The sequence below is a fragment of the Bradyrhizobium manausense genome (assembly GCF_018130615.1).
In the GTDB taxonomy this organism is placed as follows: domain Bacteria; phylum Pseudomonadota; class Alphaproteobacteria; order Rhizobiales; family Xanthobacteraceae; genus Bradyrhizobium; species Bradyrhizobium manausense_A.
In genome coordinates this window covers 129,471-152,084 of sequence record NZ_JAFCKB010000006.1, presented here as the reverse complement: position 1 = coordinate 152,084, position 22,614 = coordinate 129,471, and the positions used below count along the sequence as shown (strand labels likewise).

Here is a 22,614-nt window from a genome sequence, read left to right as displayed (position 1 = left end):
GCTTGCCCATAGCCAGAGGCTATAGGCCTTTGGTCGAGCATCTAGGATGGAAGCGCGCCACCATGCGTCCGGCTTCGCCGCACAGGATCGGTTTCATCTTTGGTGTCTTCAGCCACCGCCGGTTGCGCCGCAACAGGAGCGGACGCGAGCTCGGCCGCGGTAGGTCCGTCAGCCGCGTCCCTGGCCGCTCCAGGTTCATCCTCCTGATGCAATTCTCGTGAAGAATCCTCGGGTTCGACGGACAGATCCGGCGGGGATTGGGCCGCCTTGCCCAAGCCAACGACGATCCGGTCAACCAGCGCGGCCAATTCTGCCTCGGAGCAATCCAGCGGGCCGAAGCCAGGCATTGCGGTCGGATCGTTGAAGTCCCAGGCGTTCTCCGCGAGCCCGACGAAGCCGCAAATGGCAGGATCGGCGCACCAGGCGCGACGAAGAGCCGCACGCTTCAACTCCTGTGGAATCCCTTTGCGCAGAAATGACGTGATGTCGGTCTCGGACGTAATCGAGTCGAGCGACGGCAGGCTCGACAGATCGAATTCGGGCTCCTCGTCTTTGACGGCGGGCGGCGGCGGAGATTGCACGTCGTCGTGCATTGCCGTCTCCGGCGGCGTAGCATTCGCCCTTGCCTCCTGCTTGCGGCGAGACCACCGTTTCAGGAACTTGTCCTCACTCATTTATATCCGCCTTCATGCTGGCGGCGCGCCAGCGCCTCCGGATCGGCTTACCGGCGCGTGCGCTTGAAGAACTCACGTTCGACATGGTGCTCAGCGACAAAGCTTGCAATCGCCCCCCGCAGCATCTCCGGAATGGCCACCGGCTCGACGAGATTGCCGCCGGCCTCTGTGAAGGCCTCGCCTTCCGCGGGATCGGCAGTAGCGGCCGTCACCGAATAGGGCCAGGCACCTTCCGCAGGCGACAACACCGTCCAGATGCTAGGATTACCCGAGGCGAGATTGTCGCGATAGCGCGCCGTTTCGGACGGATAGAGATCGACTGTGGCGCTGCCCGCATAGAACAGGGTCGCACCGTGCTCCTCGCGAAGCACGGTCCACGGCTTCGTCCTCGGCTCGTCCGGCAGGACTGCGACGGCACGCCAGACGAAGTCGGCCCATCGCGAGCCCGCCTTGCACCGCTCGACCACGATGCCGACGGGGATGCGTACAAGCGGCAGCGCGGCAGAGCTCACATCACCATCTCCAGAGGTTTGATCGGCAGCCCCGTCAGCAGATTCTGCGGTTTCATCCGCAGTTTCAGGTCAGGCGTCATCGCGAGGATAAGATAGACCGGCTCCCCCCGTACCTCGTCTATCGCCTGGCTACCGACCGCAAAGGTCAACCGGAACATTGCGATCACGCGGCCGGCGCTGCGTTCGTCGAGCTGCTCGCCATGCCAGAGACGGTCGCCGAGATCGGTGGCGTCGGCGTCGAGACCGACATACCAGCTGAGCCGCGCATCATGCAGCTCGCGCAGCGGTTCGACCGCGACATCGATCGCGAGCAGATGGGAGATCCAGCGTGCCATCGCCTGCGCAAGCGCAGCCGGTCCGCGGCCGCCTGAGGTAAGGTCGAGCGCCATGTCGAAATGGTCGCTGCGCTGCCAATACTCCTCGGCATTTCCGTCGCTCAATACGTCCAGCTGGGCGTCGGTCGCAGCTCCCAGCATCGACATCAGCGAGAGCACGGGAGTCAGGCTGAGTCCGCTGACAACCTCCTCATCGCCGAGCAACAAGGCCCGCTCATGCGGCAGGATGCGCTGGGGACGGAAGAACAGTTCCGCAGCGCGCAGCACGTACGCGTCGTCGCAGCCATCGAGCGCGTTGCGCAGGATCACCTGCACGAGTTGATTGACGAACAGCGGTGGCAGATCGTTGGTACGCGACCGGACGGTTGCGAGGTAGGCCGCCTCGAGCGTCGCATGTCGCGCGAGGAGATCGCGAAAGGCGAGCACGAACCGCCAATTTTCGCGGGCGTCCGCATCAGCAATCGCAGCGACCTCGCCCGCGTTGACGAACTTGTGCGGATCGGCGAACAGCTCGCGGTGCAGCCTTCGTTCGATCACGCATGCATTGTCCGGCGGCATCAGCTCGGGGCGGGCAAAGTAGGCTTTCAGGAATTCATCGGTCGCATGGAGCCCGCCGCTCGCATCACGATCGAGCAAGTGATGGCCGCACGCGATCCAGAAATCCTTCATCGGTGTTGCAGCTCCCCAGCGATGTCCGCAAGGTTGAGATCGCTGTCCTCCTCCACCTCCATGAACGAGAACGCCCTGCCATGGCCCTGCCCTTTCCGCAACTGCAACCTGCGGAAGGTCTCGCGGACCTCGCCGTCATTGGCCGCGCGGTGCACCGCAATGAGCGAGCTGATCGGATGGGTACAGAGCGATTGCACAAAGGCGACTTCGTCTATTGCGGCAGGCCGCGCCGTTGCCAGATCCGGCGCGCCGAAGCGATCGACGAGTTGCCTGGCAAGCAGTTCGACCAGCGCCCGGCAATCATCCTCGGTCGCCGGAACGATCTGCGCCAGCGTCGACCAGCCCCAGGATTGCACGCCAAGGAAGCCGCTGCGGAAGGCGGCGCGCCCCTTGCCGCTCAGTTTCGCCGGATCCCGATCGCAGAAGCGAAAGGCGCCGGAGATGGCCCATTCGCCTGATACGGCCGGCACGTCGAACATAATGGTGTCGGACGGATCTAGCGCGATGGTGCGCAGCAGTTTCATAGCCGCGGCCCTCCGAGCTTCGGATCGAACCAGGATGGCGTGGCGAGTGCCTCCACGAGCCCACCCCGCTCAGTCGTGTCGGTGCCGAGCCGCCGCGTGAGGAGATCGCCCTGACCGTCAATCCGCAGAAGCGTTTGCCTCTCGCGCGGTACGCGACTGAGATAGTCGCGCGCGATGCCGTCAAAGCCATCGACCTGCCAACCGTCGATTGCCCGCATCAGGTGGCGCGCAAAGCTCTCGGTCACCTGCACGGCCCCCACATCGCCAAACCCCTCCTCGTCCAGCGCTGACGCCAGTGGATGAACGCCGGGTCCCGGATCAGTCATAGCGACGGTCCGGATCATGGCGCCGAACACTAGCCACGCCGGCGGCTCGTCCTCGCGCGCGGACGGCGGCCATCCCATCCGACCGCCGCCGACCAGCCCGCCGTCAATCCTGACCGCGTCGGGCCAGTCGATCGCAATGACCTTGTTCGGTGGCGCATAGGCGCGGAGAGAATCCGTGAGCGCGACCATGCTGGCGTAGAAGGCGCGTCGCGCTGCGCCCAAGGGCTCGCTCGGCTCGAGCACCACTGCAAATTCGGCAAGATCGAACCGTCCGACATAGACCAGCGTTCCGGCGCCACTTTCGGGTGCAATGCGGCAAGCGTGGGCGAAGGCATCTCCGCCCTCACGCAGCCGGACGAGTGCGAACGGCGGCGGCAGATGAATTGGCTCCGCCAGGGAAATATGGCTGGTTGGGGTCGACCGCAGGCCGTCCTCCACTTTCCTTTTCTTCCCGATAGGGAATATTTATACGAGACAACTGATCGGCGCGAGTCCGTCCTCAGCGCCGCACTGACGGAGGGCTTAACCTGGAGCAACCAGCAAAGACCGTCCTGATCTGCTCGTGTGAAGACACGATGCGCCTCGACGCGGCGGCGATCCGGCGTGGATGCCCCAGCTGTGAGATCAAAACCTTTCGTCATCTCTGCGGCGCGGAACTCGAACATTTTCGCAGTGCCGCAAAGGCGGGCGGCGCGCTGACGGTCGCCTGCACGCAGCAGGCGGCGCAGTTTACCGACGAGGCCGCCGAACGCCCTGATGGGATCGGCTTCGTCAACCTCCGCGAGACCGCAGGCTGGTCGCGCGACGGCGCGAATGCGGGTGCGAAGATGGCCGCGCTGCTCGCGGCCGCTGCGGTTCCCGCGCCGGACTATCCGCTGGTCACGCTGACAAGCGACGGCATCGTCCTGATCTATGGGCGCGACGAAACGGCGATCGAAGCCGGCCGGATGTTAGCGGACCACCTCGATGTCACGGTCATGCTCAACCAGCCGACGGACATCACGCCGCCTGCGGCAACAGTCTTCCCGATCGTGAAGGGCACGATCCGAAGCGCCCGGGGACATTTCGGCGCCTTCGAGCTCACGATCGACGACTATGCGAAGCCCCGCCCGTCGTCGCGCGATCGCTTCGTGTTCGAATCTCCGCGCAACGGGACGACCTCGCGGTGCAATCTCGTACTCGACCTCTCCGGCGGGATGCCGCTATTTCCTGCGCACGACCTGCGCGACGGCTATCTGCGTGCGGATCCCAGGGAACCCGCCGCCGTGCTGCGCGCGGTGCTTTCCGCGCGCGACCTCGTCGGCAGTTTCGACAAGCCGAAATATGTCGACTTCACGCCTGGTCTCTGCGCCCATTCGCGCTCGAAGCTGACCGGATGTCATCGCTGCCTTGACCTGTGCCCGACTGGGGCGATCACCCCCGCTGGCGATCATGTTGCAATCAACGCAGACGTCTGCGCCGGCTGCGGACAATGCGCGGCCGCGTGCCCCACGGGAGCAGCATCCTACGCACTGCCGCCCGCGGACACCCAACTGCAGACCCTTCGCGCCATGCTGCTCGCCTATCACGCAGCCGGCGGCACGCATCCGATGCTGCTGCTGCATGACAGCCCGCACGGCACGCCGCTGATCGACGCGCTCGCACGTCATGGCGACGGGCTGCCGGCCAACGCGCTTCCCTTCGGTGTCAACGAGCTGACGCAGGTGGGGCTGGAAGCGGTTGTCGGCGCATTCGCCTACGGCGCGTCCGCCGTGCGGTTCCTGCTGCGCGCAAAACCACGGCATGAAGTGACCGGACTATCGCAAACGATCGCCATGGCCGATGCCATTCTGACCGGGCTCGGATTTGACGGATGCCGTGTGGCCACGATCGAAACAGACGATCCCGACGCGCTGGGGGCGCAACTGGGCGCAATCGAGACGCTTGCGGCGGTCCAGACACCCGCCACCTTCAGGACAGTCGGCAAGCGATGCGACCTGCTACGATTTGCCCTGAGCGAATTGCACCGCCTCGCGCCAATGCCGGTCGACGTGGTCGCCCTGCCGCAAGGCGCGCCCCTCGGCACCATCAGCGTCAATACCGATGGATGCACGTTGTGCCTGTCCTGCGTCTCGGTCTGCCCAACCGGCGCGCTTCGCGACGATCCCGAGCGGCCCGTGCTCAAATTCGTCGAAGACGCCTGCGTGCAATGCGGCTTGTGCCAGAGCACATGCCCCGAAAAGGTCATCACGCTCAGGCCGCAGATCGATTTTCGCGCGGCCCGTGCGAGCGCAGTCGCGATCAAGGAGGAAGAGCCCGCGCTGTGCGTCCGCTGCGGTACACCGTTCGGCGTGAAGAGCACGATCGATCGGGTCGCGGCAAAGCTCGAGGGCCAGCATTGGATGTACCCTGCTGAGGACAAGCGGCTCGAGATCTTGCGGATGTGCGCGGACTGCCGCGCCATCGTCATGACCGAGCAGCAATTCGATCCGTTCGCTGGCGTCCCCGAGCGGGCCCCGCCGCGCACGGCCGACGACTACTCGCGCCACCGAGACAACAAGAATTAGAGTGTTGTTCGCGCAAGGGCTACTTCGCGGTCGCGCGCGCCAGAAACTCCGTGAGTGCCCGGCGATCTTCCGCCGAGCCGATACGCTGCTCCGGCATCTTGGTGCCGGGCGTATAGGCGTTCGGACCGACCTCGAACAATTTGGCGACGGTCTCTGGCGTCCAGACGATGCCCATCCTCTTGAGCGCGTCGGAGAAGCGGTAGCCCGGCAGCGAGGCGATCTTCCGGCCGTAGAGCCCGGCAAGCGTCGGGCCGGCACGCTGCACCTCCTTGTCCGAAAGGGTGTGACAGGCGACGCAGGCCCTGAAAATTTCGGCGCCGCGATCGCCGGCATAGCCGGCGAGCGGATCGGTCGGCGTGCCCAACAGGTTCGAGCCGAGAGTATCGCCGGTCAGCGCATTCCAGCGCCTGATCTTGCCGTCCGCGCCGCCAGTCAAAAGCGTCGCGCCATCAGGCTGGAACGCAACCGACCAGACCGGCATGCCGGCCCCGACAAGCGTGCGCAGCACGCTGCGCGCCCTGCGATCGACGATCACAACCGAGCCGCTAATGCCGGCCACGGCGATCAACGCACCGTCATGCGAGATGACCAAGGCCACGATCGGCGTGGCGTCGACCACGACGCTGCCGCTCTCCTTGCCGTCGGCGGTCATCATGCGCAACCTTCCGTCCGCCGCGCCCGTGACGATCTCGCCATCCGGCGCAATCGCTACGGCGTTCAATGGCGCAGGCAATTTGGCAATCTCGGACGTGCCATCCGTCAAATGCCAGACCCGCATCGTCTGGTCGTAACCCACGCTCACGAGCGACTGTCCGTCCGGCGTGAACGCGACCCCGTTGACGTTCTGCGAATGCCCCTCCAGCACGCGCGACGTGCCGTCCAAAAGCGACCACAGCCGCACGGTGCGGTCCCACGAGGCCGATGCGAGTGTCGACACATCCGGCGAGACAGCAAGCGCGACGATAGGCCCCGTATGACCTTCGAAGACCTTGTCGGGTTGCTGCCGGCCTGCGGTCCAGATCGCGATGCGTCCGTCCGCGCCGGCCGTCGCCATTCTCGCCTCGCCCAGAAAGGCGACCGCGTTCACCGCATCCGCATGCAAGCGCAACACCTGCTCGGCGGATTCGGTTGCAAGGGACCATCGGATCGCTGCCGTGTCGAAGCTTCCTGACAGCACCGTCTTGCCGTCCACTGAGACGGCGATCGCCCGTACTGGGCCACCATGCCCAATCAATTGCGCGGACGCGGGCCGCAGCCCAGCGAGCGGCGCGGCTGCGAGCAGCACAACGGAGAGACGCAGGCCTAGTTTCATTCGCCGTCCGGGCGATCGCGAGATGAGATCGACCACGCCATTTTGCACGGTTTGGCGGCGTAGCCAAACCGATGGCCTCGCATCCTCGGTTCCAGGGTGCGACAAGCAGCGCCTTGAGCGGTGAAGCACCGGGCTCTAGGCTGCTCCGCAAGACCTCGGAACTGAGGCGGAACGTGCACATACGACCGAAAGCGTATTTGCAGGTATTGTTGCGATTGCGACGTCTTCACGTTTGGCTTTCACATCATCCCAATCCGACCAGCCAGGAAGCGTCGCCCCTGCTCATCTTCGTCGCGGTCGTGCTGGCCGTGCTGCTGGCGATCCTGGAAGTGGACCAGCAGAGTGCAGCGCTCCGGACGCTGGGACTGCTGGGCGAACCAACCGGCACGCTCTCCAATTTCACCAATCTGATAGGTCCTTGACGGTTCAAAGATGCTGTCGATTCAAGCCATCGACGCCAGTGCAGGCGGTTTCGGAAAAGTTCGTGGGCCGCGTCCCTTACGAACCGCGCATCCGAGGGCCGGCGGATTGCTCTGCCGGAGCCGCCTCATCTCTCACGCGGAAACACCAACGATCGATCGTCGAAATCCTGGACCGGAAGTTTATCCGCCTGCGATCCGGTTTTCGACTCCTGCACGGCGGCTGGGCGGGCCGCGCCGGTGGTCCCGGCAATCGGCCATGGGTGCGATCGCAGCATGGTCGTCGCGGCGGCGAGCGACGCAACGGCGATCAATCCGCAAATTGTCAGACGCTTCATTGGAATCTCCGTTGCGCATGCCCGAGCCCTGATTAGCGCGTCACCCGAGTTCCGGATGTGTGCTGCCTCACATCTCTCGTACCGGTGATCGGAGTTCCGTTCTTTTATTCCACCTTGCATTTGGTGCGCCGATTCGGACGTTCAATTCGGCGGAGCGCTACCAACCCACACTGAAATAGCTGTTCGTTCTCGAGTCCGGCCAGCGAGGGCTCCGCGAAGCACAACGAAGGGGTGACGCGTTTTCTGATTGCGAGCACGATGGTCATGCTCTTCCGCCGACCCGAGGCGGCCAAATCCCACCTCGCAAAGTCTGCTTACACCGGCTCTGATGAGATTTTTCTTGATCTCCCGGTGCACACGCCGCCTTCCAACCGATTGAACCTTGAACTCTCATTCCAGTCCATCATGAACAAGTTCGACCCAGGTCCAGCAATCGTTGTCCGATTGGAGCCAATCAGAGGAAGGTTCGTCCACGACCCTGCTGCCCCGCGCCGGCGAAGGTTTCCGAGAACCAAGAGAGCATCGACGCGCCTAAGTCCCCAAGGAAGACGAAGCTTTCGAGCCCTTGTCACGCGGCAACTTCTATCGGTGCCCTTGCGCCGGTCATGAAGGCAACGGCATCCGACATCGTGTAGGCCTTGGGATCGATCACTGTGAGCCGACGACCGAGCCGATGGATGTGAATGCGATCCGCAATCTCGAACACATGCGGCATGTTGTGGCTGATGAGGACGACCGAAACACCTCGCCGTCGCACATCGAGGATCAGTTCCAGCACACGACGCGATTCCTTGACCCCGAGTGCCGCAGTCGGCTCGTCCATGATCACGACGCGCGAGCCGAAAGCCGCAGCCCTTGCCACCGCGACGCCCTGGCGCTGACCGCCTGACAATGTCTCTACGCGCTGGTTGATGCTCTGCACGGTCATGAGACCGAGCTCGGTGAGCTTCTCGCGAGCGATGCGCTGCATGGCGTTGCGATCGAGCATGCGGCAAATCGTGCCGAGCGGACCCGCCCGGCGCAATTCGCGGCCGAGGAACATGTTGTCGGCGATCGACAGGCTCGGCGACAGTGCAAGCGTTTGATAAACCGTCTCAATGCCGGCGGCCTGAGCGTCGAGTGGTGAACGGAATGCAACTGGCTTGCCAGCGAGGCTGATCTCGCCGGCGTCCGGAACGAGTGCGCCCGAGAGTGCGCGGATCAGCGATGACTTTCCAGCACCATTGTCTCCGATCACAGCCAGGATTTCGCCCGGATAGAGATCGAAGTCGGCCTGGTCGAGGGCCGTCACGCGGCCATAGCGCTTGCTCAAGCCGCGTGCCTGCAGCAGCGGTGTTGCCCCGGGAACGTTCGGTCCTGCGCTCATGCTGACACCTTGCGAATCCATTGATCGAGTGCCACTGCGGTGATGATCAGCCAGCCGACGGCGAATTCCTGCCAGAGGACGTCGACATCGGACAAGGCAAGCCCGTTGCGGAATACGCCAACGATGAGGGCGCCGATTAGCGTGCCGATAATCGAACCACGTCCGCCGAACAGGCTGGCACCACCGACGACCACCGCCGTGATGCTGTCCAAATTGGCCGTCTGGCCGGCCTGCGGACTAATCGACCCGATGCGCCCGATCAAGGCCCACGCACCGAGCGAGCAAATTACGCCGGCGATGACATAGACGCTGAAGAGGATGCGGTCGGTTCGGATGCCGGCAAGCCTCGCTGCGTCCGGATCGTCGCCCACCGCATAGAGATGGCGCCCGAAGGCCGTACGATTCAGCACGAACCAGATAAATGCCACGAGTCCGAGCATGAAGAATGAGCCGTAAGTGAAACGTGCGCCAAGGATGTTCACCGGCGTCCCCAACGCCTGCAGCAGCGGGGCGATTTTCGCGACCTCCTGCGAACGGATGGTCTCGGACGCCGAATACCAAAGATTGAGCGCGAAAAAGATCGACCACGTCCCAAGGGTCACGATGAAAGGAGGCAGCTTGAGTCGGGTCACGAGCGTACCGTTGAGTACGCCGCCGCCGGCACCTGCGGCAACGCCGACAACGAGCGCGATGGGAGCTGGAAGTCCCATGGTGACCGCAAGCTTGCCCATGATGACGGAGCACAGCACCATGATGGCCCCAACCGACAAATCAATTCCAGCTGCGATCACGATCAACGTCTGCGCCGCCCCGATCACGCCGATGATCGTGACCTGCTGAATGATCAGCGACAGGTTGAACATCGAGAGAAAGCGCGGGCCGACGGTGATGCCGAACACGGCAACGCTGAGCAGGAGCACAATTGCCGGCACCGCCGTCGGATTGGCGTGCAGGAAGTGCTGAAGCTTCTGCAGCGGCGATCTCGCACGAACGTCGAATTCGGCCACGCGGCTCTCGCGCTTGTCGAGCACAAGCTCGAAGGCCTGGGCAGCGGGGGGACTACCGCCGATATCGGTCATTGCCGTTTTCCTCGTTGCATGCGGAGACCTGCCCATCCAATCTCGGGCAGGCGTTCCCGGCCATTTCTGGCGCCCGGGTCGCGGGCGCCAGTCCTTGCCAGCGGCTACAAGTCAGGGGGCGATCAGCCCCAGCACTTCTTCAAAGCGGCGGCACTGTCGATCGCTGGCATCTCGCCGGCCGGCTTGTCGGTGACGAGTTCGACGCCGGTGTTGACGAAGTCCAGGCCCGGCGACGCCTTCGGCTTGCCGCCGCCAGAAGCGAACGCCTTCACGGCCTCGACGCCTTTCGCCGCCATCAGCAGCGGGAACTGCATGGAAGTGGCTCCGATGACGCCGTCCTTCACGTTGCGCACGCCTGGGCAACCGCCGTCGACCGAAACGATCAGCACGTCCTTGTCGCGGCCGACCGAGCGCAATGCCTCGTAGGCTCCCGCGGCCGCAGGCTCGTTGATGGTATAGACGAGCGAGATGCCGGGATCCTTCTGCAGCAAGTTCTCCATCGCCTTGCGGCCGCCCTCCTCGCTGCCGAGCGTCACATCGTGACCGACGATGCGCGCATCTTTCTCGTCGCCGATTTTGGCGGGGTTGCCGAGATCAATGCCAAACCCTTTCAGGAAACCCTGATCGCGGGCGACGTCGACCGAGATCTGGTTCACGTTCAGATCCAGTAGCGCGATCTTCGCTGAGGCCGCCTTGGCACCCAGCGTCTTGGCGGCCCACTGTCCGATCAATTGACCCGCAAGGAAATTGTCGGTGGCAAATGTCGCATCCGCCGCATTCGCCGGATCGAGCGGGGTGTCGAGGGCAATGACCAACATGCCCGCGGCGCGTGCCTTCTCTACGGCCGGAACGATGGCGCGAGAGTCGTTCGGCGTGATCAGAATGCCTTTCGCACCGGCGGCGATCAGGTTTTCAATGGCCGCTACCTGACTCTCATTGTCACCGTCGACCTTTCCGGCGAAGGATCGAAGCTCGACATCATTGGCCTTGGCCGCCTCGTCGGCGCCAGCCTTCATCTTCACGAAGAACGGATTGGTGTTGGTCTTGGTGATGAGGCCAACGATCGGCTTGTCGGCAGCGAAAGCGCTGTTGGCGCCCAAAGTAAGCGCGAGTGCTGCGAATAGTCCGAATGACTGACGCATGTATTCCCTCCTGGAGCATTTTTGCCTGCGCGGTCCGGCCGCGTGTTGGATGATCCTAAGAGGACTGAAACGGATCTGTCAATAAATAAATCATCCCGACTTATTAATTGACACCCGCCTTCGACTGCGTTCATTGTAGTGACCGACCCGCCTTGGGAACTCAACTTGCTAAGCAAATAGCCCAAGGTGCTTGCGGAGCCGAGGATGGAAGAAACAGCACCCGCCGAAGCAAATAGCCCGTCGGTGGCCCTGCCGGCCGAGAGTCGCGGCAGCACCCAGACAGGCATGAGACTGTATAACGAGCGCCTGGTCCTCTCCCTTATCCGGCGCCACCGCAGTCTCGCCAAGGTCGAGATCGCGCGCCTGACTGGTCTTTCAACCCAAACGACGACGGTGATCATCAATCGGTTGGAAGCTGATGGCTTGGTGCTCGCAGGCGAACCGCAGCGAGGCCGCATCGGCCAACCTTCCGTCCCCTATTCGCTCAACCCGGCTGGCGCTTTCGGTCTCGGTCTAATGATCGGTCGGCGCAGCTCGGATCTGGTGTTAATGGACTTCACCGCCGGCATCCGCGCCAGACGACGTATGATCTATTCCTTCCCGGCACCCGAGGAGATCATGGCATTTGCGGAACGCGAGATGTCGGGTCTTCTCACCGAATTGCCCGAGGCCCAGCACCGCAGGATCAGCGGCATTGGCGTCGCGATGCCGTTTGAGTTGTGGAACTGGGAAGCTGATCTGCAGACGCCGCCCGGCGCGCTCGGCAAGTGGCGAGACTTCAACGTTGCCGCTGAACTGTCGCGCCGCTTCGCCCCTTGGCCGGTCCGCGTCTGCAACGACGCGACTGCAGCATGCGCGGCTGAACTCACCTTCGGTGCCGGGGCGGCGTACCGGGATTTCGCGTATTTCTACATTGGCGCGTTCATCGGCGGCGGCATTGTTCTGAACGGCAGCCTCTTCCCGGGCCGCAGCGGCAATGCCGGCGCTCTCGGCTCCATGCCGATCATGCGACGGGAGGACAACGGAGAGACAAGCCTTCAGCAATTGATCCGCACCGCGTCCATCTATCAGTTGGAGCGCCGACTGATCGCCGCTGGTCGACGTGGCACTGATATCTGGCTCTCGCCCGACGACTGGTCGAGCTTCGAGGACCCGCTCGACGCGTGGGTTACGGAAGCAGCCGAGGCCCTCGCACAGGCCGTCGCCGCGTTGCTGGCCGTGATCGACTTTGAAGCCGTCATCATCGACGGAGCCTTTCCGCTCGATGTGCGCCGTCGCCTCGTCGAGCGCACAAACGAACATTGGGCCCGCATGGACCGGCAGGGCCTCACCGACGCCGTGGTGGTGGAAGGCTCGATCGGACGTGATGCACGCGCGATCGGTGGCGCGGCCTTACCGTTGCTCGCGGCCTTCGCTCGCGATCACGACGTGCTGTTCAAGGATTGAGCATGGTCGACGACATGGCTCTCCGCTCCGAGCGTCTTATCGTGCCTGGCGCGAGTCCCTTTTCCCGCAAGTGCCTGACAGCCTCGAAGCTTGTCGCGATGAACAGGGGTGACGCACCATGATTCTCGTCTGTGGCGAGGCCGTGATCGATCTATTTGTGACGAGGCGCGGCCGATCGGAAATGTCGACCCGTGCCGTTGCCGGTGGCTCTCCCTTTAATGTCGCTATTGGTCTCGCCCGGCTCGGCGTTCGAACGGCCTTCCTGAGCGGCATCTCGCGCGATCACTTCGGCGCATTCCTCGCGGACAGGCTCGCTTGCGAAGGCGTGGGTGACGGGTTTCTCGTACGGACCGACCGACCATCAACGATTTCGATCGTGGCCACGACCGACAACGGTGAACCGAACTATGCGTTCCATGGCGACGGTGCGGCAGACCGCTCGCTCCAGCTGGCCCACCTGCCCAACACGCTCCCGGACGATATTCAGGCTTTGACCTTCGGCTCCTATTCCATGGCTGTCGAGCCGGTCGGTACCACATTTGCCGCGCTCGCCCGGCGCATGCATGGACGCTGCGTGATTAGCGTCGATGCGAACGTCCGTCCAACCGTTGTCAGCGATATGCAAGGCTGGGCTGTCGCCGCGGAACGCTTTTACCGGACGGCGACAATGATCAAGGCGAGTGACGAGGACGTTCGCGTTGCGTGGGGCGGTCGCCTCTCAATTGCCGACGCCGCCGCCTACTGGCTCAAGTGTGGCGCAGGCCTCGTGGTGGTGACCGAGGGAGCGAAGGGGGCAACCGCCTTTTCCGCCGCCGGCAGCGTCTCGGTGCCCGGTCGTTCCGTGGTCGTGCGCGACACTGTGGGCGCCGGTGACACATTCCACGCCGCGCTGCTTGCGCAGCTGGCGAAGACCGGCAGGCTCCATCCCGAGGCCATCGCGGCGCTCGACCTGTCTGCAATCCGCGAGTTGCTCGCTTACGCAACGGCCGCCGCCGCCATCACGGTTTCACGCGATGGTGCCGACCTGCCGACTACCACCGAGATCGATGCGAGTACGGAGTCATGCCATGCTTGACAGAGTGACGGATGCAACACGGCACACCAGCAGGGAACGAGTTGAGAAAGGCTCGCGTATGACAAGCCGCGTGATTCCCGTGGCTCCCTTCGTCCTGACCGTATTCGGAGCGACGGGCGATCTGGCGTGCCGCAAGCTGTTGCCGGCGCTGTTTCGTCGCGATTTTGCCGGCCAGTTACCAGATGAAGCGACTATTATCGGCGTCGCGCGCGGCGCGATGTCGCGGGATGATTTCCTCGCCATGGTACGCGCGGCGGTCATGAAACATGTGCCGGAATCGGAAACCACGGGACCCGAACTCGATCGCTTCCTGGCCCGCATCTCCTACATGGCTGCCGATGCAGAAGGTGAAAATGGGTGGACCGAACTTGCTGCCGCCCTATCGGCCTACGCCGAACGTATTCAGGTCCACTATCTGGCTACGGCACCGCATCTGTTCGGACCGATCTGCGAAAGGCTAGGTCACTACGGTCTTTCTACAGGCGATTCCCGCATCGTTATCGAGAAGCCGATCGGCAGGGATCTTGAGTCCGCAATCCGCCTCAATCAAACCGTCGGCATGATCTTTCCGGAGGAACGCGTCTACCGGATTGATCACTATCTCGGCAAGGAGACGGTTCAAAATCTAATGGCACTACGGTTCGCCAACGCATTGTTCGAACCGCTGTGGAATGCCGCTCACATCGACCATGTGCAGATCACGGTCGCCGAGTCCATCGGCGTGGAGGAACGCGGCCCCTATTACGACAAGTCCGGCGCCCTGCGCGACATGGTTCAGAACCATCTTCTGCAACTGCTGTGTCTGGTGGCGATGGAGCCGCCACATTCGCTCGAGGCCGATGCGGTACGCGATGAGAAGCTCAAGATCCTGAAATCGCTCGAGCGGATCGACGAAACAAACGCGGCATTCCTGACCGTGCCGGGTCAATACCGCGCCGGCGCATGCAACGGCGTCGCGGTTCCGGGCTATGCGGAAGAGATTGCCGATCGCCCAAGCTCGACCGAGACTTTCGTTGCGCTAAAGGCGGCCGTTGCGAGTTGGCGCTGGACCGGCGTTCCCTTCTATCTGCGCACCGGAAAGCGACTGCAGCAACGCAGCTCCGAGATCGTCGTGACCTTCAGGAAAGTTCCGCATTCGATCTTCAATTCGGATTCTGGAAAGGCTGTGCAGACGCGGCTCGTGATCCGCCTGCAGCCCGACGAGGGAATCAAGCTCTGGCTCATGATCAAGGAGCCCGGACCAGGCGGCATGCGGTTGCAATATGTCCCCCTCGACATGAGCTTTGCGGAAGCGTTCAACGTCTCGGTACCGGACGCTTACGAACGGCTGTTGATGGACGTGGTCCGCGGAGACGCGACCTTGTTCATGCGCCGGGACGAAGTCGAGGCGGCATGGCGCTGGATCGACCCGATCCGTCAGGCGTGGAGCCGGACGAATGAAATTCCGCGCCCTTATGTTGCCGGCAGCTGGGGCCCCTCCGCCGCCGTCGCACTGATTGAACGCGACGGTCGAACATGGATGGAGGACGGTCCATGACCACGGAGCAGCGCATCGCTGATGCCACAGCCGCAAACAGGAGCCCACTATGACGATCGAAGCAAAGGTCAATGCGCGGGTCGTCGAAGTAACGGATCGCATCGCTCGGCGCAGTCACGACAGCCGAGCACGCTATCTTGACCGCATTGCGAACGCGGCGAGCGCACCAGTGCGCCGGAGACTGGGATGCGCCAACCAGGCCCACGCCTTCGCGGCTTGCGGCGCGCACGACAAAACTCTGATGCAGGACGGCCGCGTCCCCAGTCTCGGAATTGTCACGGCATACAACGATATGTTGTCGGCGCATCAGCCCTACGAACGTTTCCCTGAACTCATCCGACGGAGCGCACGCGCAGCAGGTGGTGTTGCCCAGGTCGCTGGCGGCGTGCCGGCGATGTGCGACGGCATCACCCAGGGCGAGGCGGGAATGGAACTCTCGCTGTTCTCGCGCGAGGTTATCGCCTTGTCCACCGCGGTCGCGCTGTCACATCAGACTTTCGACGCCGCCGTGTTTCTCGGCATTTGCGACAAGATCGTGCCCGGTCTCGTGATCGGCGCGCTGTCGTTCGGGCATTTGCCCGCGGTCTTCATTCCGTCCGGCCCGATGACCTCAGGCCTGGCCAACGATGAAAAAGCGAAAATCCGGCAGGCTTACGCGGAAGGAAAGCTCGGTCGCGACGCTTTGCTGGAAGCCGAGGCGCAGGCCTATCACGGCGCGGGGACGTGCACGTTTTACGGGACCGCCAATACCAACCAGATGCTGATGGAGATCATGGGCCTGCAACTGCCGGGCGCATCCTTCGTGAACCCGAACACGCCCTTGCGCGATGCGCTCACCTGTGCCGCGACCGAACGCGCATTGGACATCACATCGGCCGGCAATCAATACAGTCCGATCGGACGCGTGCTCGACGAGCGCGCCTTTGTCAACGGCATCGTGGGGCTGCACGCCACCGGCGGCTCGACCAATCTGACGCTGCATCTGGTTGCCATGGCTGCGGCGGCCGGCCTCACCCTGACCTGGAACGATTTTACCGACCTCGCGCAGGTGACGCCGCTGATCGCGCGCATCTATCCCAACGGCTCCGCAGATGTGAACCATTTTCATGCTGCTGGCGGGATGAGCTTCCTGATCCGGGAATTGCTCGCTGCCGGATTATTGCACCGCGACGTCCTCACCGTTCGCGGCGCCGGACTCGATGCGTACCTGCAAGAGCCGCGGCTCGATGCCGAGGGAACGCTGACGTGGCACGATGGGCCGGCCGCGAGTGGCGATTCGACCGTGCTTCGGCGGATCGCTGACCCGTTCCAGGCAACGGGCGGCCTTCGGGTTCTGGACGGCAATCTCGGGCGCGCCGTCGTCAAGACATCTGCGGTCGCGCCGCAGCGCCATGTGATCGAAGCGCCGGCTCGCGTCTTCCATTCCCAGGAGGATCTTCAACGGAGCTTCGCGGCGGGCGAGCTCACGGGTGATGTGGTTGCGGTGGTGCGCTTCCAGGGGCCGAAGGCAAACGGAATGCCGGAGCTGCACAAGCTGATGCCGCTCCTTGGCGTCCTTCAAGATCGCGGGCTGAGAGTTGCGCTCGTCACGGATGGACGGCTTTCAGGCGCCTCCGGTAAGGTTCCCGCAGCCATTCACGTCACGCCCGAAGCGGCTGACGGCGGTGAGATTGCCCGGATTCGCGACGGTGACGTCATCCGGCTCGACGCCGAAACCGGTCGGCTTGATGTGCTCGTCGCGCCGAGCGAGTGGGCCGCGCGAACCTGCGCGCAAGCCGATCTGTCCGCGGCGCACGTCGGGATCGGCCGCGAACTCTTCGGCGTCTTCCGCGAGCGCGTCAGCTCTGCAGATCGCGGCGCAAGCCTCTTTGTGGCGTAGACGACAGGCTTGGCGATGCCGTCTCGCAAAGCCGATGCGGAAGCGGAGCCGGACAGGTTCGCTTCGACGTAGCGCTCGGGGGAGACCGAATGACTGCAAACTTGATTGTGGCCGCTTCTTGGCTAGGAGCGCAAACGACTCGTTACGTACCCTGAGCCGCCGGCGGCGACGGCGACCGATCGCAGAATCCGCGTTGCCAGCAATCGCACTACAATCGTAGCAATCGCTCTGGAGTCGCGAGGTGGCAGATCCGCTAGATCATTGCGGTGTCAATCCCAGAGCTCCCAACGCCCCAATTTCCCGCCGCCACGATTGCGGCGATCGTCGATGCGCTGAAAGCGGTAGCCGGCGATTCGTCGAAGGTACGCGCGAGCTTTGCCAAGGGCAGATGCGTCCGCGGAACCTACGTCCCATCGGATCGGGCCGAGGAAGTTACGAGATCCCGGAGCTTCACAAGGCCATCGCGCGTGCTGGCGCGCTTCTCGGTCGGCAGCAACGATCCCAATGGCATGGATGCCGACAAGCTCGAGCTGCGCGGCTTTGGCTTCCGACTTGGGGACATTCACCACCGCTCCGACATTCTCGCGCAAAGCGCTCCGGTGCATTTTGCGAAGACGCTCGACCAAATGCTCGCCTTCCTCCAAGCGCGCAGTCCAGGACCGGACGGCAGTCCGGATCTCGAGAATATCAGGGCGTTCTCCGCTGCCAATCCCGAAACGCTGCATCAGGCCAACTACATCGCCACGCATCCACTACCCCGGAATTTAGCCGGCACCACCTATTGGGGCGTGCATTCTTATCCGGCCACGAATTCGGCCGGCGAAACACGGTTCATCAAATTCAAGATCGCCCCCGTCGGCACGGAGATCGCGCCAACGAAAAGCGACGTTACGGCAAACTTCGCCAACGTCCTGTACGACGATCTCGAACACCGGGTCACTAGCGGCGACGTCCGCTTCAGCGTGATGGCGCTGCTCGATCGTCCCGGCGATCCCACCACGGACGTGACCATCAGATGGCCCAATGAGGACAATCGCGAGGAGGTTCGGCTGGGAACGATCGTGATCACCGGCCTTGAGTCGGACGAAACGTGCGACGTCTCGGTCTTCGATCCGGCAAATCTCGCCGACGGCGTTGCCCATCCGCCGGACGAGATCTTCGCGGCTCGCAGCGCAGCCTATGCCATCTCGCTGGCGAAACGTCGCTGACCGGGGATGCGTCCGGCATCCTCTGATCAGTCTTCTCTTTCGCTGACCCCCAGCGATTCGCGGCGCCATGTAGCCGGACTAACGCCGACTTGCGCCGAAAACACCTTCGTAAAGTGGCTTTGGTTGGCAAATCCTACGGCGATCGCGATTTCGGACAGCGGCAGGTCCCCCACGGTCATCAACTGCATGGCCGCCTTCACTCGCTGGCGCAGCAGCCATTGATGCGGCGGCAAGCCGGCCGAGATCCGAAACGCGCGCGAAAAATAACTGACCGAGAGACCGAACTCGGCCGCCAACTGCGGCAACGAAAGTGTCCCACCAAGATCGGCGTCAAGTTTCTCGTAAGCTCGCTTCAATTGCCATGGAGCGAGACCACTCCTGGGCACTTTGACGCCCCACCTCAGCTTGCCATAGGTCTGTGCGGCGTGCGTCGTAAATGCGAGCATCATGTGGTCGATGAAGAGCTGGTTGGTCTCGGTGGGCCGACGCAGCGCTTGCAGGAGAGCTCCGCCGATATGACGAATGACCGGGTCGTCATGGCCGACGCCGAGCTGAGAGGGGAGTTCGCCAACGCGCGGCGCGGCCGACTGATCAGCGATGCCATCGAGCGCCGACCGCGGAAGATAGAAATGGAGAGAGTGGAACGGCTTGTTGATAAAGAAGCGCGGATCTTTCTTCATGTCATACAAGTATGTTGCACCAGCCCGGATATCGGTCTTGATGGCATGGCCGCGCTCCCAGATCTCGCAATTCGGGTAGTCGTTGAGTTTCAGACTGACAACATAGGCATCCTGAAGGCCCATCTCGCCGGAGGAGCGTGGTATTGGATCATCATCCCGGGTCTCGGTAACAGCGATTTCGGCGTTGCGTAGTGAACGCGTGATCAACGAGACCGGTTCGCGCTCGAGGTGCAAGAACCGCCTGACAGTCCGACCGTAGAAACCCATCGACTTCATGTTCGCCGCCCCTCGTGTGGTATTGGACGGATTGAGCGTTCTTCATCGACCAACGGTTGTGATCACTGGGACTCTTGAAGCGGCCCTCCAAGGCAAGCGCGCAGGATTACATATCGCCTTCGGAAATGCTCAGTGATCCCCGACGCCATGTAGCCGGACTGACGCCGACTTGCGCTGAAAACACCTTCGTAAAGTGGCTTTGGTTGGCGAACCCGACCGAGATCGCGATTTCGGACAGCGGCAAGTCGCGTACAGTCATCAACTGCTGGGCCACCTTGACGCGCTGACGCAGCAGCCATTGGTGCGGCGGCAGGCCAGTGGAAACGCGAAACGCGCGCGAGAAATGGCTAACAGAGAGATCAAATTCCGCCGCGATCTGTTGCAACGCAAGAGTCCCGCCGAGATTCGCGTCGAGCCTTTCGCAGGCTCGTTTTACCTGCCAAGGGGCGAGACCGCCGCGAACCGATGCGGCAGCGCTTTGTAGCCCACCATAAGTCTGGGCGATGTGCGCAGCGAAGGCGAGCATCATGTGATCGATGAAAAGCTGATTGGCCTCGCCTGGACGGGTGAGCGCCTCCAACAGACATGCGCCGATATGGCGCATGACCTTGTCGTCATGACCGAAACCAAACTGACAGGCGAGGTCCCCAACAGGGGGTAAACGAGATTCCCTGACGATGCCGTCAAGGGCTGACCGCGGCAGGTAAAACTGCATGGAATGGAATGGCTTGTCGATAATGAAGCCCGGGTCGCTCCTGAGGTCGTACAGATACGTTGTACCGGCTCTGACATCCGCCTTCATGACGCACTTGCCGTGGTCCCAAAGCTCGCAATCCGGGTAGTTGTGAAGTTTCAGGCTGACGAGATAGGCCTCATCGGCCATCGAGCCTGAACGACCTTCCGCGGGATTGTCATCCTGGGTTTCGGTGACCGAAAGGTCGATGCCGCGCAATGAACGCGTGACCAGCGAGGGCGGCGCATCCTTCAAGCGCAGCTGCTGCCTGACCCTCTCTCCGAAGGCGCCCGCGCGTGACATATCAGTCGACCTATCCCTGAAGTTGAACGGGGCGGTCATCCGCCCGTGACCGCATTATCGGAAATCGGCAAACAACCGTCCAGACCTGCGCCGGCATAGGACGTTGCACCGGGTTGCTCCCGATAAGTCTCAATCAGAGATTTTTCGGAGCAATTCCAAGGTGATTGGGCCCTGAGGTCATGCGCGGGAACAAACCCAGGCTCGGTTCCATCGTGCGTTTGTGAAAATCCGATTGCCGTCTTGCCGGCGCGCGCCGAAACTTCTGCCGCCAAGGCGCCCCTGAGACGAATCAAGCGGGTCACCGCGAACGCGCTCAAATCGACATCGCGAAGGTCTCACCTTGCCGCTGGCGGTTCGTCTGTTGCGTGAGCGAGCGAAAGTCCAAGACTCGTTCGGGCAGCAGCTGCATCGAAGCCCGCATCCACGAGCAATCTGGCAAGCCGCTTGCGCGCGTAAAAGATCCTGCTCTTCACGGTGGCTTCAGGAATGCCGATCATTCCGCTGACTTCAGCGACGGAATTTTCGTGATAATAGAACTTGTCGATGATTTCCCGGTGCGCCGGCGAGAGCTTATCGATGCACCCGCGCAGGATGCCCTGCGTTTGCTTGTGGTCCAGAGCTACATCAGGCGTATCCAGAGTGTCGACAACTCGGAGCGCATCGTCTTGATCGATATCTTCGTGCGTTCGCTCCCGCCACGAGCTGATGGCCTTGAATCGGGCGATCGAAAACAGCCATGTGGCCACCCGTGCGCGGTTTTCGAACCTGTTTGCAGAGCGCCACACATCGAGAAAGACTTGATTGACGAGATCATCGACAACCGCCGGATTGCGAACCAGACGCTGGATAAATCGGAACACCCTTTTGCGGTGACGGGCAAAAATGATGTGCATAGCGGCCTTGTCGCCTTCCGCAACGTTCTTGAGCAGCATCTCGTCGCTGACATCTTCCTGCGCAAAGCGATGATCCGTTTTCCGCTCGCGCGAGGCGCGTGGGAGAACCGATCCTGACTCCGCCGTCAGGCGGACGGCAAAAGCCAGCGCGTCGTCGCCCAATATGCTGGAGGGGCCATGCAGCGGCTTCGGCCTACTGCTGACGTTGGGAGGGTTGACAGCCGGTCGGGTCCGTGCGCCGCCCGATGAGGATGTCCTCGACCGAGATCGATGCGACTTTGCAGTGCCCGCTTGTTGCCGCCCCTCAGTCATGGACATCGCCCTCTCCGTCTTTTGACGAAACGACGATTAAGATGGGCCGTGTAACACCAGGTGGACTACCGTACGCAGGGCTCGTGTTCCTAGTCTGCTGGTCTAGGGGGAATAGGCCGGTCGCCAGGCGCGGCCGTTCGTTGTCAGATTAGTCACATCAGCGTGGGCCTGCGTGGTGCCGCGCAGAATTAGACAAAACACGCTCGCTTTGGGAAAGACGGCCAGACGGTACACCAGTAAGACCCGTAAAAACGCGGAGCTGGAAGCGATCAGGAGGCCACTCATGCTTGAAACGACCGCCGGTGCTCATGTTTTATCCCGCTATCCCATGAACGTGGAAACCGATTCCACAAACCGTCCGCTTGTCCTGATCGTGGACGACGACGAAGAGATCCGCTTTGCGCTTCGCGAACTGCTCCTGTCGGTTGGACTGGACACGTGCTGCTTCGGTTCAACGCAGGAGTTGTTGCACGCCGATCTCCCGGAGCGGCCGGGCTGCCTGGTCCTCGACGTTCGTATGCCCGGAACGAGCGGCCTCGATCTCCAGCAGCGTCTTGTCGCGAACGGCAACACGCGGCCGATCATTTTCCTGACAGGTCATGGCGACATTGCAATGACCGTGCAGGCCATGAAAGCGGGAGCTATCGACTTCCTGACCAAGCCTGTCAGGGATCAGGCGCTGCTCGACGCGGTCACTGCTGCCATCGAGAAGGACGTCGCGCAACGGGCGGCCGCCCGTCAGGTCAGGCAATACGCCGAACGCTACGCGAGATTGACGCCTCGCGAGAGTGAAGTGCTGCGCGAAGTGGTCAAGGGCCGCCTCAACAAGCAGATCGCATTCGATCTGGGTATCACCGAGATCACGGTCAAGCTGCACCGCGGTAACGCGATGCGGAAACTACAGGCCGGATCTGTCGGCCAATTGATCCGGATATGGGAATCACTGCCCGCCGCACTTCGAGGACAGCAATCGGCCTACACCAAAGGATAGGTACACCCCGGCCGGCAATGGGCGGATGGTCGTCGGGCC

General features: G+C 62.6%; 19 protein-coding genes and 1 pseudogene. 8 read left to right on the top strand and 12 right to left on the bottom strand.

What is annotated here, in order from left to right; translation table 11 throughout:
* Positions 1 to 41: 41 nt before the first annotated feature.
* From JQ587_RS13945 to JQ587_RS13925, 5 genes are read right to left on the bottom strand one after another with little or no spacing between them, the layout of a single operon-like run.
* Positions 42 to 674, bottom strand: coding sequence for a DUF3306 domain-containing protein (locus JQ587_RS13945; protein ID WP_212425662.1), 633 nt, complete (start codon positions 672 to 674; stop codon positions 42 to 44).
* Positions 675 to 721: 47 nt separating this feature from the next.
* A complete protein-coding gene (locus tag JQ587_RS13940; protein WP_212302477.1) occupies positions 722 to 1,186 on the bottom strand; it encodes a DUF3305 domain-containing protein in 465 nt (154 codons plus the stop codon).
* A complete protein-coding gene (locus JQ587_RS13935; protein WP_212425661.1) occupies positions 1,183 to 2,190 on the bottom strand; it encodes a DUF6352 family protein in 1,008 nt (335 codons plus the stop codon). The genes JQ587_RS13940 and JQ587_RS13935 overlap by 4 nt, the downstream gene beginning before the upstream one ends.
* Positions 2,187 to 2,714 (bottom strand): DUF6505 family protein, encoded by a 528-nt coding sequence (locus tag JQ587_RS13930; protein ID WP_212425660.1) that lies wholly within the window; start codon positions 2,712 to 2,714, stop codon positions 2,187 to 2,189. The genes JQ587_RS13935 and JQ587_RS13930 overlap by 4 nt, the downstream gene beginning before the upstream one ends.
* The gene (locus JQ587_RS13925) at positions 2,711 to 3,478 is read right to left on the bottom strand and encodes a biotin/lipoate--protein ligase family protein (protein ID WP_212425659.1); all 768 of its coding nucleotides are present in this window, start codon (positions 3,476 to 3,478) and stop codon (positions 2,711 to 2,713) included. Before JQ587_RS13925 ends, JQ587_RS13930 begins: the two co-directional genes overlap by 4 nt.
* Before the next feature lie 137 nt (positions 3,479 to 3,615).
* Between JQ587_RS13925 and JQ587_RS13920 the strand changes: the two genes are divergently transcribed.
* The gene (locus tag JQ587_RS13920; protein ID WP_212425658.1) at positions 3,616 to 5,586 is read left to right on the top strand and encodes a 4Fe-4S binding protein; all 1,971 of its coding nucleotides are present in this window, start codon (positions 3,616 to 3,618) and stop codon (positions 5,584 to 5,586) included.
* A 19-nt stretch (positions 5,587 to 5,605) separates the two neighbouring features.
* On the opposite strand, the gene JQ587_RS13915 is transcribed toward JQ587_RS13920, so the two are convergent.
* Complete coding sequence (locus JQ587_RS13915; RefSeq protein WP_212425657.1) at positions 5,606 to 6,898, bottom strand: c-type cytochrome; 1,293 nt, start codon at positions 6,896 to 6,898, stop codon at positions 5,606 to 5,608.
* Between the two features lie 215 nt (positions 6,899 to 7,113).
* Between JQ587_RS13915 and JQ587_RS13910 the strand changes: the two genes are divergently transcribed.
* A complete protein-coding gene (locus JQ587_RS13910; protein ID WP_249148765.1) occupies positions 7,114 to 7,320 on the top strand; it encodes a hypothetical protein in 207 nt (68 codons plus the stop codon).
* A gap of 903 nt (positions 7,321 to 8,223) precedes the next feature.
* Here the strand turns inward: JQ587_RS13910 and JQ587_RS13905 are convergent.
* From JQ587_RS13905 to JQ587_RS13895, 3 genes are all read right to left on the bottom strand, one after another.
* Positions 8,224 to 9,021, bottom strand: a complete 798-nt coding sequence (locus JQ587_RS13905; protein WP_212425656.1) for an ATP-binding cassette domain-containing protein — start codon at positions 9,019 to 9,021, stop codon at positions 8,224 to 8,226.
* Positions 9,018 to 10,100, bottom strand: coding sequence for an ABC transporter permease (locus tag JQ587_RS13900; protein WP_212425655.1), 1,083 nt, complete (start codon positions 10,098 to 10,100; stop codon positions 9,018 to 9,020). Before JQ587_RS13900 ends, JQ587_RS13905 begins: the two co-directional genes overlap by 4 nt.
* 122 nt (positions 10,101 to 10,222) lie before the next feature.
* Entirely contained in the window at positions 10,223 to 11,242 is a 1,020-nt protein-coding gene (locus JQ587_RS13895) for a sugar ABC transporter substrate-binding protein (protein WP_212425654.1), read from the bottom strand.
* 204 nt (positions 11,243 to 11,446) lie between these two features.
* Between JQ587_RS13895 and JQ587_RS13890 the strand changes: the two genes are divergently transcribed.
* The 5 genes from JQ587_RS13890 (at position 11,447) to JQ587_RS13870 (ending at position 18,387) form a co-directional block, all read left to right on the top strand.
* Positions 11,447 to 12,688: an ROK family transcriptional regulator gene (locus tag JQ587_RS13890; RefSeq protein WP_212425653.1), complete on the top strand. Its 1,242-nt coding sequence runs from the start codon at positions 11,447 to 11,449 to the stop codon at positions 12,686 to 12,688.
* Between the two features lie 118 nt (positions 12,689 to 12,806).
* On the top strand, positions 12,807 to 13,763 hold the full coding sequence (locus JQ587_RS13885) for a carbohydrate kinase family protein (protein WP_212425652.1): 957 nt from the start codon (positions 12,807 to 12,809) through the stop codon (positions 13,761 to 13,763).
* Between the two features lie 58 nt (positions 13,764 to 13,821).
* Positions 13,822 to 15,300 (top strand): glucose-6-phosphate dehydrogenase, encoded by a 1,479-nt coding sequence (gene zwf, locus JQ587_RS13880; RefSeq protein ID WP_212302635.1) that lies wholly within the window; start codon positions 13,822 to 13,824, stop codon positions 15,298 to 15,300.
* Between the two features lie 49 nt (positions 15,301 to 15,349).
* The gene (edd, locus tag JQ587_RS13875; protein ID WP_212425651.1) at positions 15,350 to 17,179 is read left to right on the top strand and encodes a phosphogluconate dehydratase; all 1,830 of its coding nucleotides are present in this window, start codon (positions 15,350 to 15,352) and stop codon (positions 17,177 to 17,179) included.
* 272 nt (positions 17,180 to 17,451) lie between these two features.
* Positions 17,452 to 18,387 (top strand): catalase, encoded by a 936-nt coding sequence (locus JQ587_RS13870; RefSeq protein WP_212425803.1) that lies wholly within the window; start codon positions 17,452 to 17,454, stop codon positions 18,385 to 18,387.
* Between the two features lie 26 nt (positions 18,388 to 18,413).
* Here the strand turns inward: JQ587_RS13870 and JQ587_RS13865 are convergent, their stop codons facing one another.
* The 3 genes and pseudogenes from JQ587_RS13865 to JQ587_RS13855 form a co-directional block, all read right to left on the bottom strand.
* Complete coding sequence (locus JQ587_RS13865; protein ID WP_212425650.1) at positions 18,414 to 19,343, bottom strand: helix-turn-helix domain-containing protein; 930 nt, start codon at positions 19,341 to 19,343, stop codon at positions 18,414 to 18,416.
* Positions 19,344 to 19,449: 106 nt separating this feature from the next.
* Complete coding sequence (locus JQ587_RS13860; RefSeq protein ID WP_212302633.1) at positions 19,450 to 20,379, bottom strand: AraC family transcriptional regulator; 930 nt, start codon at positions 20,377 to 20,379, stop codon at positions 19,450 to 19,452.
* A gap of 395 nt (positions 20,380 to 20,774) precedes the next feature.
* Positions 20,775 to 21,401 (bottom strand): annotated as a pseudogene (locus JQ587_RS13855) (sigma-70 family RNA polymerase sigma factor); the annotation flags it as partial.
* Positions 21,402 to 21,912: 511 nt separating this feature from the next.
* Between JQ587_RS13855 and JQ587_RS13850 the strand changes: the two are divergent.
* Positions 21,913 to 22,575, top strand: a complete 663-nt coding sequence (locus JQ587_RS13850; RefSeq protein WP_212302631.1) for a response regulator transcription factor — start codon at positions 21,913 to 21,915, stop codon at positions 22,573 to 22,575.
* Positions 22,576 to 22,614: the final 39 nt, after the last annotated feature.

What these genes read in the sequence shown, in the direction of transcription:
- JQ587_RS13915 (WP_212425657.1), bottom strand. Translation starts at nt 6,898, where the DNA reads ATGAAACTAGGCCTGCGTCTCTCCGTTGTGCTGCTCGCAGCCGCGCCG.
- JQ587_RS13850 (WP_212302631.1), top strand. Translation starts at nt 21,913, where the DNA reads ATGAACGTGGAAACCGATTCCACAAACCGTCCGCTTGTCCTGATCGTG.
- JQ587_RS13885 (WP_212425652.1), top strand. Translation starts at nt 12,807, where the DNA reads ATGATTCTCGTCTGTGGCGAGGCCGTGATCGATCTATTTGTGACGAGG.
- JQ587_RS13900 (WP_212425655.1), bottom strand. Translation starts at nt 10,100, where the DNA reads ATGACCGATATCGGCGGTAGTCCCCCCGCTGCCCAGGCCTTCGAGCTT.
- edd (WP_212425651.1), top strand. Translation starts at nt 15,350, where the DNA reads ATGACGATCGAAGCAAAGGTCAATGCGCGGGTCGTCGAAGTAACGGAT.
- JQ587_RS13935 (WP_212425661.1), bottom strand. Translation starts at nt 2,190, where the DNA reads ATGAAGGATTTCTGGATCGCGTGCGGCCATCACTTGCTCGATCGTGAT.
- JQ587_RS13920 (WP_212425658.1), top strand. Translation starts at nt 3,616, where the DNA reads ATGCGCCTCGACGCGGCGGCGATCCGGCGTGGATGCCCCAGCTGTGAG.
- JQ587_RS13860 (WP_212302633.1), bottom strand. Translation starts at nt 20,379, where the DNA reads ATGTCACGCGCGGGCGCCTTCGGAGAGAGGGTCAGGCAGCAGCTGCGC.
- JQ587_RS13865 (WP_212425650.1), bottom strand. Translation starts at nt 19,343, where the DNA reads ATGAAGTCGATGGGTTTCTACGGTCGGACTGTCAGGCGGTTCTTGCAC.
- JQ587_RS13945 (WP_212425662.1), bottom strand. Translation starts at nt 674, where the DNA reads ATGAGTGAGGACAAGTTCCTGAAACGGTGGTCTCGCCGCAAGCAGGAG.
- JQ587_RS13905 (WP_212425656.1), bottom strand. Translation starts at nt 9,021, where the DNA reads ATGAGCGCAGGACCGAACGTTCCCGGGGCAACACCGCTGCTGCAGGCA.
- JQ587_RS13930 (WP_212425660.1), bottom strand. Translation starts at nt 2,714, where the DNA reads ATGAAACTGCTGCGCACCATCGCGCTAGATCCGTCCGACACCATTATG.
- JQ587_RS13895 (WP_212425654.1), bottom strand. Translation starts at nt 11,242, where the DNA reads ATGCGTCAGTCATTCGGACTATTCGCAGCACTCGCGCTTACTTTGGGC.
- zwf (WP_212302635.1), top strand. Translation starts at nt 13,822, where the DNA reads ATGACAAGCCGCGTGATTCCCGTGGCTCCCTTCGTCCTGACCGTATTC.
- JQ587_RS13890 (WP_212425653.1), top strand. Translation starts at nt 11,447, where the DNA reads ATGGAAGAAACAGCACCCGCCGAAGCAAATAGCCCGTCGGTGGCCCTG.